Source organism: Alphaproteobacteria bacterium 33-17, from assembly GCA_001897445.1.
In the GTDB taxonomy this organism is placed as follows: domain Bacteria; phylum Pseudomonadota; class Alphaproteobacteria; order Rickettsiales; family 33-17; genus 33-17.
The window spans coordinates 1-17,714 of record MKSX01000029.1; the positions used below are offsets into that span (position 1 = coordinate 1).

The 17,714-nt window shown below is 33.6% G+C and carries 14 protein-coding genes and 1 pseudogene; 3 read left to right on the top strand and 12 right to left on the bottom strand.

Annotated elements, in window-relative coordinates; all coding sequences use genetic code 11:
- From BGO27_06295 to BGO27_06310, 4 genes and pseudogenes are all read right to left on the bottom strand, one after another.
- Nucleotides 1–2,764 (bottom strand): annotated as a pseudogene (locus BGO27_06295) (hypothetical protein).
- A 132-nt stretch (nucleotides 2,765–2,896) separates the two neighbouring features.
- The gene (locus BGO27_06300; protein OJV11961.1) at nucleotides 2,897–3,616 is read right to left on the bottom strand and encodes an LPS export ABC transporter ATP-binding protein; all 720 of its coding nucleotides are present in this window, start codon (nucleotides 3,614–3,616) and stop codon (nucleotides 2,897–2,899) included.
- 7 nt (nucleotides 3,617–3,623) lie between these two features.
- Nucleotides 3,624–4,100 carry a lipopolysaccharide transport periplasmic protein LptA gene (locus tag BGO27_06305; GenBank protein OJV11962.1) on the bottom strand — a complete coding sequence of 159 codons (477 nt, stop codon included), beginning with the start codon at nucleotides 4,098–4,100 and terminating at the stop codon, nucleotides 3,624–3,626.
- An 82-nt stretch (nucleotides 4,101–4,182) separates the two neighbouring features.
- Entirely contained in the window at nucleotides 4,183–5,202 is a 1,020-nt protein-coding gene (locus tag BGO27_06310; protein ID OJV11963.1) for a hypothetical protein, read from the bottom strand.
- A 208-nt stretch (nucleotides 5,203–5,410) separates the two neighbouring features.
- On the opposite strand from BGO27_06310, the gene BGO27_06315 reads away from it, so the two are divergent.
- The 3 genes from BGO27_06315 to BGO27_06325 are packed head-to-tail and all read left to right on the top strand — an operon-like array spanning nucleotide 5,411 to nucleotide 7,684.
- Nucleotides 5,411–6,151, top strand: a complete 741-nt coding sequence (locus tag BGO27_06315; protein OJV11964.1) for a 3-oxoacyl-[acyl-carrier-protein] reductase — start codon at nucleotides 5,411–5,413, stop codon at nucleotides 6,149–6,151.
- 31 nt (nucleotides 6,152–6,182) lie between these two features.
- Entirely contained in the window at nucleotides 6,183–6,419 is a 237-nt protein-coding gene (locus BGO27_06320; protein ID OJV11965.1) for an acyl carrier protein, read from the top strand.
- A gap of 8 nt (nucleotides 6,420–6,427) precedes the next feature.
- Nucleotides 6,428–7,684: a beta-ketoacyl-[acyl-carrier-protein] synthase II gene (locus tag BGO27_06325; protein OJV11966.1), complete on the top strand. Its 1,257-nt coding sequence runs from the start codon at nucleotides 6,428–6,430 to the stop codon at nucleotides 7,682–7,684.
- A 464-nt stretch (nucleotides 7,685–8,148) separates the two neighbouring features.
- Here BGO27_06325 and BGO27_06330 read toward each other — a convergent pair whose 3' ends face one another.
- The 8 genes from BGO27_06330 to BGO27_06365 all read right to left on the bottom strand — a co-directional run bounded on the left by BGO27_06330 (nucleotide 8,149) and on the right by BGO27_06365 (nucleotide 17,633).
- A complete protein-coding gene (locus BGO27_06330; protein ID OJV11967.1) occupies nucleotides 8,149–9,660 on the bottom strand; it encodes a hypothetical protein in 1,512 nt (503 codons plus the stop codon).
- A gap of 76 nt (nucleotides 9,661–9,736) precedes the next feature.
- Complete coding sequence (locus BGO27_06335; protein OJV11990.1) at nucleotides 9,737–10,801, bottom strand: hypothetical protein; 1,065 nt, start codon at nucleotides 10,799–10,801, stop codon at nucleotides 9,737–9,739.
- Between the two features lie 346 nt (nucleotides 10,802–11,147).
- A complete protein-coding gene (locus BGO27_06340; GenBank protein OJV11968.1) occupies nucleotides 11,148–11,927 on the bottom strand; it encodes a 3-hydroxybutyrate dehydrogenase in 780 nt (259 codons plus the stop codon).
- 9 nt (nucleotides 11,928–11,936) lie between these two features.
- The gene (locus tag BGO27_06345; GenBank protein OJV11969.1) at nucleotides 11,937–12,431 is read right to left on the bottom strand and encodes a hypothetical protein; all 495 of its coding nucleotides are present in this window, start codon (nucleotides 12,429–12,431) and stop codon (nucleotides 11,937–11,939) included.
- A gap of 63 nt (nucleotides 12,432–12,494) precedes the next feature.
- Nucleotides 12,495–13,505 carry a hypothetical protein gene (locus tag BGO27_06350; GenBank protein ID OJV11970.1) on the bottom strand — a complete coding sequence of 337 codons (1,011 nt, stop codon included), beginning with the start codon at nucleotides 13,503–13,505 and terminating at the stop codon, nucleotides 12,495–12,497.
- A gap of 68 nt (nucleotides 13,506–13,573) precedes the next feature.
- Complete coding sequence (locus BGO27_06355) at nucleotides 13,574–16,135, bottom strand: ATP-dependent chaperone ClpB (GenBank protein ID OJV11971.1); 2,562 nt, start codon at nucleotides 16,133–16,135, stop codon at nucleotides 13,574–13,576.
- An 88-nt stretch (nucleotides 16,136–16,223) separates the two neighbouring features.
- Complete coding sequence (locus BGO27_06360; GenBank protein ID OJV11972.1) at nucleotides 16,224–17,312, bottom strand: cell filamentation protein Fic; 1,089 nt, start codon at nucleotides 17,310–17,312, stop codon at nucleotides 16,224–16,226.
- 78 nt (nucleotides 17,313–17,390) lie between these two features.
- Nucleotides 17,391–17,633, bottom strand: a complete 243-nt coding sequence (locus BGO27_06365) for an antitoxin (GenBank protein OJV11973.1) — start codon at nucleotides 17,631–17,633, stop codon at nucleotides 17,391–17,393.
- Between the last annotated feature and the right edge of the window lie 81 nt (nucleotides 17,634–17,714).

A 17,714-nucleotide genomic window follows, 5' to 3' on the forward strand; every position in this document is an offset into this window, starting at 1 on the left:
GTGATTTTGAATTATGTAGTTTTGATAAGTCTAAACTAGATTTATGATTCTGCTCAAGATAATCAATTATAGCAGCATCTGCCCTTTCATTATCTACCATGGCTTTTAATATATCATCCATTTGATTGTTTGGATTCATTTGCTTTTCATCAATTAAATATTTAAATGTAGCTAAACTATGCACGCAGCTAAAAATTTCGGTAGGTATATTAATTGCAATTCTAGTACTTTTGATTAGTTTAACTATATCTATTACATCTGAACCACCTTTATTCCATAGTTCTTTAATAAAGTTCGTACTTACATCAGCATTTTGGATATATACCAAATCCTTTTTCAAAAGCTTACTTAGAGTAGGTTTATACTCTGTATTGTTACTAAGGAATTTAATTAATAGCTTTAATGTGCCTAGATCATCATCAAGTAAAAGTTTTGTAAGAATATTGCCTTCAATAACATCCTTTCCTATTTTACATTCATATTCAGCATTTAATATTTCATCGATTGAATGATGAAATTGATAAGTTGCATTTATTAAAAATTCCAACTCCTTTGGATAGCTATAATTGCCCAATGCTTTGAGGGGGTCTTTAATATAAATATCAACATTATATAAAGATAAATTTTGCTTACATTTGATTAAAATCCCACTTAATATATTTAGGTCAAATTTAAGCGATTCTTTTTTTGCAGAGTCTATTAATTCTTTAAATTGTACTGAATTAACTCCAAATGCATATTCACTTATTATAGATAATATTTCTTTTGGTAAAACAACAACACCCTTAGAAATCTTATTCCAATCTTTTGCAAGTTGAGGCATACCTTCAATTGTACTATAATGAACAAAATCTAGCACATTATAAAATGAGAGTGGAACTTGAGTTGTTGTAAGTAACTTAATTGTTTCGGCATAACTACCTATGAATTCACCAACAAAATCAATAATTTCATGAGTTTGACTAGGTTGAAATATTACATTTGCAGCTGGTTTACTCTTATAATCTATAGTACGTTTCAAATCTACCAAGAATTCTGTTACATCAATACCTAATTCTGTATTTATTTTCTCAGCTTTTTCAATCCATAATTTATTGCTGTATTGCAATTTTTCATAATCAAAACTATTATCTATTTGTTTTAATAATTTTAGTGAACGAAGGTCAATATTATTATAGTCATCAAAAGCATAAATGGTTTCAAATAATTTAGTTATATATGTGTTTTTGTATACTTGATCGTCTTTAAAAATATCATCTAATCTTGATAACAAATAAATAAATGCATCATGGTGACCATAGTATAAAGCTTTAGCAACTGATTCAGCGGTTAACATCTCTTTAAGTGCTTTTTGTTTTTCAGCTTTTTTATCAGCACTATTTTCTAATGCTTCGTCCAAAGCCTCATCAAGATACCATTTAATAATATCTAAGTTTCCTACCTGAAAAATATTCTCAATGATAGCTTTGTTATTAAGTAGCTTCATTATATCAGGCTGACAATCCTTAATATTATTAAAAATAAATTTCACGCAATCTAGCTTTTTATAATTACAAGCAATCTGGAAAACATGATAATTTGAGTTCAGTAACAAAGCACCTACGTCATTTCCTAAATTCTCAAACATAAATGTTAATAAGTCTAATGAATTATCAGCCATTTCAAGAGCGTAACCACAAACTAAAGTTCTTGCATCGACCTTAATTTCATCTTTAATAAAGCTTTCAATGCAGTTAACAATACCTGCATTTTTTGTTTTATATGCTTCCCACAATATGCCACATTTTTTTTGAGATTTTTCTTTGCTATTATATATTTTTGTTTTCATGATCAAATCAGATTTATCTAATTTATTGAAATAATTTGAATTTAATATATTTTGTAGCTTATTGAGATTTTCATCTTTTATGTAATCGACAATATGATATTGCATTATTTCATTGAAAATATCACTTTCTGATATTCTGTATTTTTTATTAGCCATGAGCATCATAAAATCAATTAGTTCTGCATTACCAGATTTAAAAGCAATAGCAGCCATTGAAATAATTTCTGCATTATCAATGTATATTTTATGTTTATCTAATATTTTATAAAACCACTCTACATTTTCCTTATCAGCATTTTCTATTAAATTTTCAAGTATTGCTCCGTTCTCCCTAGTCATAAAATCTATAAGTATTTCATTTACGTCGCTATTATTCTTAGCGTCCAGATCTTTTAGAATTGCAATAATTTTATCTTTAATTTTTATTTGCCTTTCACTTGTCGGGCTAGGTCTATACTCGTTAATTTTGAAATTTGCCAATAATAACTCTAAAATTTCTTTATTTACGATATCAAAATTTATACTTAAATCGAAATCAGGATTTTCAAGCTTAGCGCTTATTTTCTTTAAATCATCAATATAATCTTTGAATTTATCTTCATCATAAATTAGTGCATATGTAAGAGCATCAGTATTTACTTCACGTCTGTATTCATCATATAATAAATTTACGTTATATTCTGGCTTTTTACCTTCTTCATAAAACATTCTGGCAAGATCCACATTGCCATCTTGATACATTCTAGCAAATAGCACATAAGGACTTAATGTTGGCCAGTATATTAAACCATCCCTATTCCAAATATCCTTCTTTGCTTTATCATCAAGCTTTTGATAGTATTCTTCAAACTTAGTTTTTTTATCAGTAGAATCTTTTTCATAGGCTGATTTTAAGTTTTTATATAAAGATTTATAATCTTCTGCATTTTTTGACATATTGGGTGACCCAGCTAAGTTCTTAATTATTACTTAATATAATATCAAAATTTTAAGAATTTGTCAAGGTTAAATAGAGATTTTCAAAGCCACACTAAGACTGTGAAATTTATGATTTTATACTAACTTTAACTAGCTTTTAAAGCTTTCACCTAAGTATACTTTACGTACTTCTGGGCTTGCGATTACTTGCTCCGGGGTTCCCTGCATAAGGATTCTGCCCTCATGAACAATGTATGCCCTATCTACGATAGACAATGTTTCACGTACATTATGGTCTGTAATTAATACGCCAATGCCATTTTCACTTAAGTAATTGATAAGACTACGAATTTCATCAACTGATACTGGGTCAACCCCTGCAAATGGCTCATCAAGCAATAAAAAGCTAGGATTGGTGGCAATTGCTCTGGCAATTTCTAAACGCCTTCTTTCACCACCAGACAAAGTGGTTGAAATTACCTGCGCTAAATGTTTAATTGAAAAGTCAGAAAGCAGTTTATCAAGCTTACGTTTACGCTCATCTGATGATTTTTCAACAATCTCAAGCACCGCCATAATATTTTCAGCAACCGTAAGACCTCTGAATATAGAGGATTCCTGGGGCAAATAGCCTATTCCGAGCTGCGCCCTTCTATACATTGGCATTTTTGTAACTTCAAGGTCACCTACTGTAATTTTGCCTTTATCACAATCAACCAGACCTGCAATCATATAAAAACATGTGGTTTTACCAGCGCCGTTAGGTCCTAAAAGACCAACCACCTCACCCCTTGAAAGATCAAAAGATACATCAGCTACTACAGTACGACTACCATAAGTTTTCGATAAATTATATGCTTTAAGCGCCATAGAAATACTATTTTTTATTAATTACGGCTCTCACTCTACCCTGATTTTTCTTAGATATCAAGCGTGCGAATTTAGTTTTCATATCATAAATAAGTTTTTCACCATACAGCACAGATTTATCCTGCTCAAGCTTTACATTGCCTTGCATTTCAAGCATTTGCTTACTCATATTATAAACAGCAAAGTCTGAGTAAGCTGTTTTATCGGCTGATACAAACTTAATATTGCCAAATGACTCAATTTTCTCAACTTTTTTATTGGTAAGCTCAGATGAGTTAGCATTATTTGCATTATAGTGTACAATCAACTTATCTGCATAAAGCTTTGTACCGTCCTGATCCACCATAACATTACCAGTGAATGTAGCTCTGTTATGCTCCTGGTCAAACTCTAAATGATCAGAATCAATACTAATAGGAGCAGATGTATCCTTACCAAACGCCTCTATACTAATACACAACAATAAAATAAAGAAAATTTTCATGAATAATACAAATTAGATTTTTTGCTATCATACTTTTAGAAAACAAAAAATCAAAGATAAAATTATCATCACGTATTATTCATTATAAAAGCATTTCATTACAGTTTAAATTTTCTTTATTTTCATCCTCTCTTAGACGTGCTTTATCTAGTTTTACAGCTTCAAGCTGGGCTTGTAAATTTTGAGCTTTTTGCACCCCCATTTTAAATACTGATATAACGGAATATTTATTATCGACTAAAAACCTTAAATTAATTGGTGCAAATGCCTTTAAAATTTCTAAATTTTCTGGTCTTATTAACCGAGTATTGTAATGATCTAAAGAATAAATCTCATCTATGTAATAAGTATTATTCACACAAAACTCTATAAAATCTATGTTGTTTATAAAATCAAACAACATAGATAAAGTAAAAATTTTCTTATTAATCATCTGCAAAATTTCGTATTTTCGATTGACTAAGTAAATCTCAACATCAGTATCTTTGTAAACTTTATATAACTCATCAAATATACCTTCATAAAAATGATTTATAATATTTTTAGGCTTGGATATATTTTGAATTATAAAATTTTTATCCATAAAATTAGCACATAATACATTCTTCGTAATTTTATGATTTTTGAATATTTGTGTCATAGAATTCTCTAATATACCTATGCAAATCTCAAAATTATCAAGCATGTCTTGCAAACTAAACCCTAACGCCTGCATATATGCCATTCCAACGCAGCCTATTTCATATACTTTGATTAGATCAAATTTCCGCTCTTTTTCATAAAAAAATTCAACTGGCACTCCTAATCTGTAAAATATTTTCCAGTTACTATCTGGATTTAAAGGACTTGTACAAAAAATCTCCTCAATATCTTCTGACGTAAAATTATTTACTGATACCCAGTTACTTACTTTTGCAAGATCAACTGCACTTAACTCTATAGCTAAACTCCTGGGACTAGGTATTGGAGATGTATCATTTAAAGATACCATACTTAAATTAATTGTAATTTTTTCTGTTAAATCGTGAGTGCTTTTTCTACGATTCCCCCTCTTCTCAGGGGTGTTTTTTAAAAACTTCGGTAGAGTATTTTGTTTTTTCATATCGCCTAAATTTCATTAAAATCAGTAAGTTAGAGGGGGGTTTTTAAACGATTAATTTATAAATGTAAAGCTTTATTAACTGGAGAATTATTTGAGTAAATATACATTATTAATTATTAAAGGAATTTTGATTGATTTGGCAAAAGCTCTTGACGAATATAAAAATTTACTTTAGTAGAGGTAAGATAGCAAAATTAATGTAGTAGATATGTACTTTGATTTAACAGGAAAAAAAGCTTTAATAACTGGCGCAACAGGCGGTATTGGCTCGGAAATTTGTAAAGCGCTTAAAGCAAATGGCGCTGAATTATTTATATCAGGCACAAGCAATGACAAACTTGCAAAGTTTGCTCAGGAGCTTGGTGGTAATGTAAAGTATGCAGCCTGCGATCTTTCAGATAGCGATGCAGCAGCTAAATTAGTTGACGACGCAGTAAACGAAATGGGCGGTATCGACATTTTGGTATGTAATGCAGGCGTAACTGAAGATGGCTTAGCTATGCGCATGTCACTTGAGTCATTTGAGAAAGTTATTAAAGTTAATTTATTTTCAGCGTTTGCTATGAATAAAACCGCTGTAAAATACATGATGAAATCAAAATACGGTAGAATTATAAATATAGCTTCAGTTGTTGCTGCTTCAGGTAATCCTGGTCAAGCTAACTACGTTGCATCTAAAGCTGGTTTAATCGGTATGACAAAATCACTAGCGCAGGAAGTTGCTTCACGTAACATTACTGTTAATGCGGTTGCACCAGGCTTTATTGTCACAAAAATGACAGATGCTTTATCTGAAGATCAAAAAACAAAATTATTAACAAAGATTCCCGCTGGTTTCCTTGGGGAACCTAAGGATATTGCAGCGTCAGTATTATATTTAGCAAGTACTGAAGCGCGATATGTTAACGGCCATACTCTCCATGTGAATGGCGGAATGCTAATGGTTTAATTTTAATTTCAATTTTAAAAAGGTTTTTATAATGTCAGACATCAAAGAAAGAGTTCGTAAGATTGTTGCTGAGCACCTCGGTGTTGAAGAGTCAAAAGTAACTGAAAATGCTTCTTTTACAGATGATTTAGGTGCAGACAGCCTTGATCTCGTTGAGCTTGTAATGGCTTTTGAAGACGAATTCAAAGTAGAAATTCCAGACGAAGTTTCTGAGAAAATCGTAAGATTCTCTGATGCTGTTAAATTCATTGAAGAAAACGCGAAGTAGTTTGAGTTATGAGAAGGGTCGTAGTTACTGGTATAGGAATGGTATCTCCGCATGGCATGGGCGCTGAGCATACATGGCAATGCATTAAAGATGGCAAATCCGGTTTAAAACATATCACAAAATTCAATACAGAAGATCTTCCTGTAAAAATTGCAGGAACAATCCCTGGTAAAGATGTGGCTGGTGGCTTCGACCCCGAACAATTTATGTCTTCAAAAGACATTCGTAAACTTGATGAATTCATCATTTACGGAATGGCTGCTGCTGTTGAAGCTGTAGAAGACTCAGGCTGGAAGCCTGAAGCTGAAGAAGACCGTGAAATGACAGGTGTTATGATCGGATCTGGTATCGGCGGACTTGGTACTATTGAGGAAAACTCAATTATCCTTAAAGAACAAGGCATTAGAAGAATTTCTCCATTCTTCATTCCTGCAAGTTTAATTAACTTGGTATCAGGGAATGTTTCAATTAAATATGGCTTTAGAGGGCCTAACCACGCAGTTGTTACTGCTTGTGCAACTGGCGCTCATGCTATTGGTGATGCAACTCGTCTTATCCAAAGAGGTGATGCTAACGTAATGGTAGCTGGCGGAACAGAAGGCGCAGTATGCAGAATTGGCTTAGCTGGTTTTGCTGCAATGAAGGCATTATCTTCTAATTTCAATGACACACCTGAAAAAGCTTCTCGTCCGTGGGACAAAGACCGTGATGGTTTCGTAATGGGTGAAGGCGCTGGTGTTGTGGTATTAGAAGAATACGAACATGCTAAAAAGCGTGGCGCTAAAATATATGGCGAAATTATCGGTTATGGTTTATCTGGTGATGGATATCATATTACCGCTCCACATCCAGAAGGAATGGGCGGATACAGAGCTATGCAAATGGCATTCAAAGATGCGAAAATAAACGTTGATCAAATTGACTACGTTAACGCTCACGGTACATCAACACCACTTGGTGATGAAATTGAACTTGGCGCAGTAAAAAGACTGTTTGGTGACCATGCATACAAACTTAGTATGTCATCTACAAAATCATCTATAGGGCATTTATTAGGCGCTGCTGGTAGCGTAGAAGCTATATTCTGCTTACTTGCAATGCGCGATCAGATTGCTCCACCAACACTAAATCTTGATAACCCATCAGAAGGTTGCGATATTGATTTAGTTCCTCATAAAGCTAAAGAGAAAAAGATTGATTATGCGATCTCTAACTCATTTGGTTTTGGTGGCACAAACGCATCACTAATCATGAAAAAGATATAGTTGCAACTTTCTAATTTATACAATGCACTCTATCGTATTTCTATAAATGAAAAACCCCTTGGTATGCTTGCAAGAAAAATGGTGTATTCTATGGCAATTGATATAAGCGTTGTTAGTCATCATTGCAAAATACATTGAAGCATGTAATCAATAAGATATAATTCTAAATGGATTACAGCCATGTCAATGTTAGCAAAAGGAAATTTTTGTATGGCAACCCATTCTTACTGTAAATTTTCAATTCGCATCATCTTCCTAGATTGCCATAAAATACTACGTATTTTTCGCAATGACGACAGATACTTAGGCTAGGTCACGAGAGGTATGACATACCTTTTTTGAAGCAATCCGCAAATGGCTTAAGTGCAGAATAGATTCCCACGAGGCTCTGCACAGCAATCAAAAAAATTGTATCACTAAATACATAAGTAAACTTAATAGAATGCATGCGCTAAATAATATGCCTAGCCCTGCTCCATGCCACTGACGTGAGATTTACTCTTTGCTTCCAAGGCCCTAAACTGGAAATTTGGTACTACCGCATCAATTTCAGGCTCAAGCTCATGTCTTATTGTTTCCCAAAAATCATCTGTTATACCTTGCCTAAGAATATTTAGATTAACCAAATTTCCACGGTTATATCTCTCAATAATAAGCTCCCTGACCTCTGAGGCTATAACTTCACCAAGACGACTAATGATATACTCAAAAGAATTTCTATGACCGTTTAAAACAGCTTCTAGTATATCTTCTGGGGATATTCTAACTGGCACATTGCACATCTTTGCAAGCTGTGTAAATAAGGCTACATGCCCATTGATTAATGGTAGCTTTAAAACTCTTTGATCATCCTTTAGAAGGATTTCTCTAATTACCTTAACATCGATGATCTTCATACAATTATTTATTAGCTTAAGCTGACCAACCTTGCATAACCCTGTAAAATACTCTTCAATTGCTTTATCTATTTTAGATTTAAATTTAGGATTATTTTGAAACTCATGAAACACATTTGTAAGCAATGTTCTGTTAGATTTTATTACAATTTCTACAAATTTAATGGTTTCTTCATTGACTTTATCGTATAAAAATTTATGGGTAAAACCATTAACCATAAGCTTAGGATCAACTACACAATTGTTATTGTCTATTTGGTCAGTTAGTATAGAAACAATAAAATTGGAAAACCTGTCTTCTAGTAATTCAAGAATATTTAGCAATGTTTTATCTTCTAATTTACGAGCTTTTTTGATAATTTTCGGAAATCTATAAGGGTGATCCTTTGCAAATTCTATGATGTCTTTATCTACAAACTTGTCAGCTTTAGCAATGAATTTCAATACTTTAGCTTCAAGTTCCTTTAACTCTTCTTGTGAAAGTTGTTTAGAAGCTTTAATAGGGGCATCAATTTTAACAACCGCCCCATTTACCATTTTCATCAGCTCTGCATCTTGCTCTAAAAAAACTTTAATGTCAGCTAGTCTGTTATTTGTTAAAGAAGCTTCATATATAAGTTCTTTTGTACCTAAACTAGCATTATCAACAAATGATTTAGCAGCTTTCACCCCTGCGATTTTTAAACATTCTAATATCTTTTCTACTTTATTATCTGGGTCAGCGAGAAAATAGCTCATCGCAAGATCTATATCACCATTTTTAAGAAAATTAGTGTATTCACTTTCATGAGGATTACCAAGCGATAGTTTTTCTTTAACATTTGTATTACTTGGCGGTATATAATCCTCCTGTATAACAATAGGGTTTTCTATGATACTTACAGGTTCATGACCATTTTTTTCAATAAACTTTTGGGCAAATTCTTCATCACAATCTATTATAAGGCTTTTAAATTCCAACATACCCGCAGGAATTGCATCAAATATTTCTTGTTTACTTTGATCAGTAAGTCCTAAAAATATTGCTAAGGCTTCATCAACATTGCCCTTATCTAAACATTCTAAAATTTTACCCTTCATAGTATATCACCCTATAAATAATTTCTTTATATTTTAGATCTTTATAAAAACAATGCAATAATAAGTATTATGAAGTTTAATGGTTTGCAATTGTCCTAATCCATAACTTACTTCTAAGTTTTTCGGAGTGCAAACTAAGCGGCTGCAGTATATAGGTTTTATCAATATCTTTTGGGGTTAAATATATGGACTTATTATTTACTATGTTATCATTCAAAAAATCTTTACTCAGTTTATTAGCATTAGCAAAACCTAAGTTATTCGAGTTTTCAGCTGCAACTTCAGGCTTTAGTAAGTAGTCTAAAAATTCATAAGCCTCATTAACATTCTTAGCATTTTCAGGAATGGCAAAACTATCTATCCAAAGCTGGGTTCCCTCTTCAGGTATTACGTAAGCTATTTCAAATGGTTTATTAAGCTCGGCTGCCCTGTATTTTGCCTGCATAATATCGCCAGAAAAACCTATTACTGCACATACTTCGCCATTCACTAAAGCATCAATATACCGTGATGAATGAAACTGCTTAACATGTGGTCTAATAGCAGAAAGTACTGACCCAACTTGCTCAAGATCTTCAGGTTTTTCTGAATTAGGATTAAGCCCTAAATAAACATATATCATTGGCAGAATTTCATTTGGGGCATCCATCATCATAACGCCACATTTTTCAAGCTGCTTAATATTGTTTTTATTGAAGAAATACTTAAGGCTATTAAGGTCTTTGCCAGGCATTATTTTTTGAATGGCTTCTTTATTATATCCAATACCCACGGTTCCCCACATCCATGGTACGCCATATTCATCAACCCCGCCTTCTTTCATTTTATCCATGATTAGTGGATCCAGGTTTTTATAGTTTTTAAGTTTTGATTTATCAATTTTCTGATAAAGACCAAGATTTTTCTGACGTTTTAAAAATGGAAATGCAGATGGCACTACAATATCATAGCCAATTTTACCAACATACAGCCTTGCATCAAGTGCATGGTCGCTATCATAAACATCATATTTAACGTTAATATCAGTAGCTTTTTCGAAGTTCTTTATTGTATCCTCAGATATAAAATTAGACCAATTATATATTTTCAGCTCCCTTGCTTCTGCGTTTAAAGCTAACAAACTTATAAAACTTGCAAACAGATATTTTCTAATCAATTTTAACTACCTTATATATTACATTTAGATACAAAATATAGTACGTTGACTAAGTAGTTGCAAGTAGTAAAGTTACTGCGAAAAATGCGTTGGCGTTTATTCGCTTAAAAATGGCTGAATTATAAAACGCTCACCCATTTTTAATCTCATATCAGCCCCGAAAATTAAATGGATTGCCACAAAATGCTGCGCATTTTTCGCAATGACCTACACTCCAATGCTTATAATAATATTTCAATCTAAATAATTTTCTTTAGCCTGACAGGAATGGTGAGCGCAGCGTAGTAAAATCTACATGAAGGGCGACGCATAATCAGATAAAAAGACTAAGCTATTGAGATGTCCAGCAGCCGTCTAAAATGAAGTTAGACCCGCTTATATTATTTGCGAAATTTGTACACAAATGCACAGCCATTGCCCCTATATCTTCTGGGTTTGTAAATGTCTTTGATGGCTGTTTTTCACTTAGTAACTTTACTTTAGCATCTTCGTTACTTATTTTGTCTTTTTCCGCTATTGCATCTATTTGCTTTTGTACTAATGGCGTTAGCACCCAACCTGGGCATATTGCATTACAAGTAACGCCTGTACTTGCTGCTTCTAAAGCTATAGTTTTTGTAAGACCAATAATACCATGTTTTGCAGATACATATGCAGACTTATTTGCAGACGCAACAACCCCATGAACAGAAGCAACGTTAATAATTCTGCCCCATTTTTTTGCCTTCATTTTGCCTATAGTATGCTTTATTAAATGGAAGCTTGAAGAAAGGTTGATTGCAATTATAGCATCCCATTTTTCATCTGGGAAGTCTTCCACCATAGCTACATGCTGAATTCCTGCATTATTTACTAAAATATCGATTTCACCTAAGTTACTTTCGATAAATTTAACCATATCAAGGATTTGGTCTTTTTTGCTAAGGTCAGCACCATGAAATAACGGAGTATAGGCATAATCTTTTGTAAATTCAGCTTTTAGCTTTTCTACATCTTGTTCACTTGCAATGCCGTTTAAAACTACTTTAACCTTTTGAGCAGCTAATGACTTAGCTATAGCAAGACCAATACCGCTTGTAGAACCTGTAATCAGTGCAATTTTCCCTTCCATAAACACCCCTTATATAGCAAATGTCATAACCAAATGGTATAGCGCCATAGCACCCATACCAAAATTCTCAACAATACTTACCACGCTTAATGGTACGTTTAATATATTTCCAAGGCATGCACACTTGATTTTTCTGCCTGATTTTATAGATAAAATCACTCCCACCCCACTTATCTCCATCAGAATAAAGGTAAGGATATTAGTAAGGACTATGTTACTAGATTCAAGGTATGAAATACCTAGAAAAAGCTCTAAAAATGGGTACACATAACCGTACACTCTACTTTTTTTGGCTATAATGTCGTATTTTGAAAAGCCTTCTACAAATCCATCTAAGTCAAAGAATTTAAAGAGCGAAAAGAATATAAAAAAGTAACCCATAAAAAGATAACTTACAGCGGAAGTTTCTTTAGGAATGAAAGATAAAAGCAAACAATAAAGAACTATAATTATTAGAGGTTTATAATCTTTCCAGAAAGATGTCTTAGTCTCAAGATGATCCATACTTTATACCACATAAGGCTTAATATATTAATATACTAAGCTTTATGTTAATTTATGTCAAAGTTAAAGATTTATTTCATAACCCAAAACATTTACATGAGGCTGCTCAACTATATCTCGGTAATGCATGTTTAAGTGGTCAAATATAATAGCCTGAACATCGCAACTTAGTATATTAAATTCAGATTCTTTGCATCCAATATTCCTAAATGCCAGATAATAATCTGCATATTCTTTATGAGCTTCTTCAAATTCCTCAAAAGTAATACTTTTCCCTTTAATGTTTGACTGCATTTCAATTAAATCATGATATTTAGCTAACATATATTTTGTATTATCTACAGATAGATCATGATCAAAAAAGCCCTTTAAAATACTCGAAATGTCGCAGGTAAATTCTTTAGAAAAATCTAAGTAAACTTCATAAAATTCACGATGTTTATCAGTAAATAAGTCTTGCTCAATAGATGAATATATTTTAGGTGAAAGCAAATGCGCATTTTCTAAAACAAACTTCATAGTAGCAAAATTTTTCATTATAAATGGCATCTCACTTATGGTCATATAGCCAGGAGAGTCTATTTCATATTTAGAAGCTGACTTCAAAAATTGCTTTTTAAAATCATCTGCATTGTCAAATTGTTCAAAAATTTTCCATATTAATTGATAAGTTTCAATACTAATATCCAAAGGAAACTCTGTCGCGTAAAGTATAGCACTTTTTGGAACTTCCCTATTAGTTACATTATTCAGATACTCACAAATTTCAAGCTGATTATTACCCAAGGCATCACCATATGCACAGCATAGATTATGTATAAAATTATGATCAGAATGCAAAGCGCTGTTATTCATAATAAATTCTATTACATCTAAAAACCCATTTGTGCATGCGTATTTCATTATTTCCCCTGCATGTCTAGCATCAAGAAGCAATTGCACGACATCTAAACGACTATTTCCTGCCGCAGATTTAAGGATTTCTAATTGTGATGTATCATCTAGCTCATTAAAATGATTTTTAGCAGCTTCATTATCCCCAGCTTCCCATAGGTTCCAGAATTGTTGGCTCATAAAAATATCCTATATACAAATTAACTATTATCTTACATACAGGATATTTTTTATACTTCAAGTTTAAACTACTTAAACACTACCTCGCCTTTTTCAACATCAGCCGTAATCGATGATCCTGACTGAACATTACCCGATAATATCTCTATAGCCAGTTTATCCTGCAAATGTTTTTGGATCACTCTTTTAAGCGGCCTTGCGCCATAAACGGGGTCGTATCCTTCTTCAGCTAAAAAGTCCACGCATTTATCTGTGAGTTCTAGCTTAATTTCCTGCTCTAACAAATACTGTTTTAGCCTTAGAACCTGAACTTTCACAATATCATTCATATGATTTCGAGCAAGTCTATGGAATAGTACAATCTCATCAATTCTATTAATAAACTCAGGTCTGAAAGAAGCTCCCACTCTTTCCATAATCTTATCACGGACTTTGTCGGTAGTTTCATTGTCTTTTAAAGCCACCAGTAAGTCTGACCCAATATTTGAGGTCATAACTATAATAGTGTTACAGAAATTAACAACCCTGCCCTGACTGTCTGTAAGCCTTCCTTCATCTAGTAATTGTAGAAGCAAGTTAAATACGTCTGGGTGTGCTTTTTCAACTTCGTCAAACAGAATAACCTGATATGGCCTACGTCTTACAGCTTCTGTTAAGAACCCACCTTGTTCGTATCCCACATATCCAGGAGGTGCGCCAATAAGTCTTGCAACTGCATGTTTTTCCATATATTCAGACATATCAATACGAAGCAGCGCCTGCTTATCGTCAAATAAGAATTCTGCTAAAGCCTTTGTAAGCTCTGTTTTACCCACGCCTGTTGGCCCTAAAAACATAAATGTTCCCATTGGCTTGTTTTGGTCGCTTACCCCAGCTCGAGCCCTCCTTACAGCATTACTTACTGCAATTACAGCATCTTTTTGGCCAATAACGTTTTTATTTAGAATATCTTCCATTTTTAGCAGCTTTTCACGCTCACCCGTCATTAGTTTATCAACAGGAATGCCTGTAGCACGCGATACCACAACTGCAATATCAGCTTCTGTCACAGCTTCTTTTGCCATTTTTGACTGATTGCCAGATTCAAATTCAGCTATTTTCTTTTGCAGGTCAGGGATTAAGCCATAAGTGATTTCACCTGCTTTAGCAAGATCACCCTTACGCTGAGCAACCTCTAAATCTGCTTTTGCTTTATCTAAATTTTCTTTAAGCCTTTGAAGTTCAGTCATTTTTGCTTTTTCAGCCTGCCATTTTGATGTCATATCTTGCGCTTCTGATTCAAGCTTTGCTAAATCTTCCTGAAGTACAATAAGCCTATCTTGAGATGCTTTGTCTGTCTCTTTTTTAAGGGCTTCAGCCTCAATTTTCATTTGGATAATTTTACGATCAAGCTCATCTAATTTCTCTGGCTTGCTGTCAATTTCCATTTTGAGCTTACTTGCAGCTTCGTCAAGTAAATCTATCGCTTTGTCTGGCAAGAAACGGTCTGATATATAGCGGTTTGAGAGCGTTGCTGCTGCAACAATAGCATTGTCAAGAATCCTAACAGCATGATGAAGCTCATATTTTTCCTTTAAACCTCTTAAAATTGATATTGTATCTACTACACTTGGTTCAGAAACATACACAGTTTGGAAACGACGTGCGAGCGCTGCATCTTTTTCTATATATTTTCTGTATTCATCTAAAGTTGTTGCACCTATACAGTGAAGTTCTCCACGTGCTAGCGCAGGTTTTAGCAGGTTTGAAGCGTCCATTGACCCTTCAGCAGCCCCTGCTCCTACAAGCGTATGAAGCTCATCGATGAATAAAACTACATCACCTTCACTATCGGCTATCTCTTTAAGCACTGCCTTAAGCCTTTCTTCAAACTCACCACGGAATTTAGCTCCTGCTACCAAGGCACCCAAATCCAGGGAAATAACCTTTTTGCCTTTAAGATTTTCTGGTACATCCCCATTTACAATCCTTTGAGCCAGCCCTTCAACGATTGCTGTTTTACCAACCCCAGGCTCACCTATTAAAACCGGATTATTTTTAGTACGGCGAGATAAAACCTGAATAGTACGCCTGATTTCTTCGTCACGGCCAATCACTGGATCTAGTTTATTTTTTCTAGCTTTTTCAGTAACATCTGTGGCATATTTCTTAAGCGCCTGATACTGGCTTTCGCTAGACTGGGAATCTGCGGTTCTACCCGCCCTCATGCTTTCAACAACTGTCTCAAGCTTTGCTTTAGATACATTTGCCTTTCTGAAAACTTCAGCTAAAGATGGGCTCTCAAGCATTACCTGCAGTATTCTTTCTGTAGTAATAAACTTATCACCCTTCTTTTTGGCTAAAGCTTCACTATCAGCTATAAGTTTGGCAAACTCCTGCCCCATGTAAACCTGAACATTTGCACCTTCCACTACGGTAAGTTTACTCATTTCATCAAGGCAAAGTTTGCTTAATGTTCTAAAATCCCCACCGCAAGATGCTATGATATCTTCAATAAAACCTTCACCATCTGTTATCATTTCATTGAGCAAATGAACAGGCATTAATTGCTGATGCTTTGATGCCAAGGCATTCGCATGTGCGCTTTGAACAAGCCCTGCTGCTTTTGTTGTAAATTTATCTAAGTTCATAAATCACCCCTTTTTTCTACTTAATGTAGTTATGGGTATGGTTTTTATGAATTCAAGAGGAATAGTTTATTGTTTATATTCATGTATATCATTTTAGCAGCTCTAAAAATTCGGATGATAATATATATTTTCTATTTTTTTTAGAAGACCCCACTATTTCTAAAAAGCCACTTTGTACCCAATCTAGACATATTTTAGAACTTGTCCTAGGTTTAAAACCAAATAAATCACCTATTTGTGAACTGCTAATTGCCTCATATTCCTGAAACAGGCTTAGTACTTTTCTCTGTCTTGGGTCTAATTTTTTCAATAAGCGACTGTGATCGGGCAAATCCTGTATCTTGGATTCTTGCATATATTTAAGAACCTTCTTAAACGATATTTCCATACCTTCTATAAAATATTCTACCCATTTAGTAATATCTGATTCTGCCCTACCAAAATAGTAATTATGCGACTCACCTATGCTAATAGCTTCATAATATGCCCCTAAATTTCTTGCATAGTATTCCTCTAATGAATATAACCCTTTTAAGTCATAACCCCCAAGATGAAGTATTAAGGTAGTGAGCAATCTAGCCGTTCTTCCATTGCCATCGTAATAAGGATGTATAGTTGCAAACTGATAATGTGAAATTGCAGCAATTATTGGGCAAGGCAAATCACTGGTATTAATCCATTCTACAAGATCCTTCATTAATGTAGGTACATCATTTGCTTCTGGGGGCATATATATAATAGATTTAGTCCTTCCATCACGAATAACATTTTGACCATCCCTATATTCTGTAGGGGAAATTTTAGTTTTCCCGTTCGACATCACTAAACTATGGAGAGTCTTTATGAGTTTTTCAGTAATCCTTGTATTGGATGCAGCATATTTCTCTACTTGGTTAAGCGCAGCATAATAGCCTAAAACTTCATTTTCTTCTCTTTCTCTTCCAGGAAAATGACCATCAAATTTAATAACTGTCTCAATTTGTGCCGGTTCTAATTGATTACCCTCTATCATTGTAGAAAAATGAGTAGTGTATATTTTGGCTGTTTCCCGCAATGTTGTAAGCACTGTAGGGGTAAGTGGCAAGTGTATTATTTTCTCTTTAACTGACTCAATATTTAGTAATAGATTCAGTATCTTAGGAGTTAGTTTAAAATTTGGATTAAAATTTATCGGCATAATAACAGCAATTTATCGGCATTAACATATATTTTATTATGCCGATAAATTGCTGATAAGTCAATTGCATAAAGTCTTCTACCAATCCAGTTTGTCAGAACATTGGGAATTATTAGATTTTATTCCTTCTAATATACTTTCTCTCATCATAGTAATAGAAACTAAATATAATGTTTCCTGAATAGCATTATAGTCTTCCTCAGAAATAATAACCGCCTTATTTCTTTTTCCTGTTATTTTAACTGGCTGATGAGATTCTGAAACACTATCAATAAGCCTATAGAGCTTTTCTCTTGCTCTACTGACAGAAATAACATTCATAACTATACCTATTTAAATTATGCACCTATCAATCGTACCATATAACGTACGCATTGCCAATTATACCCATAAATACCTAAA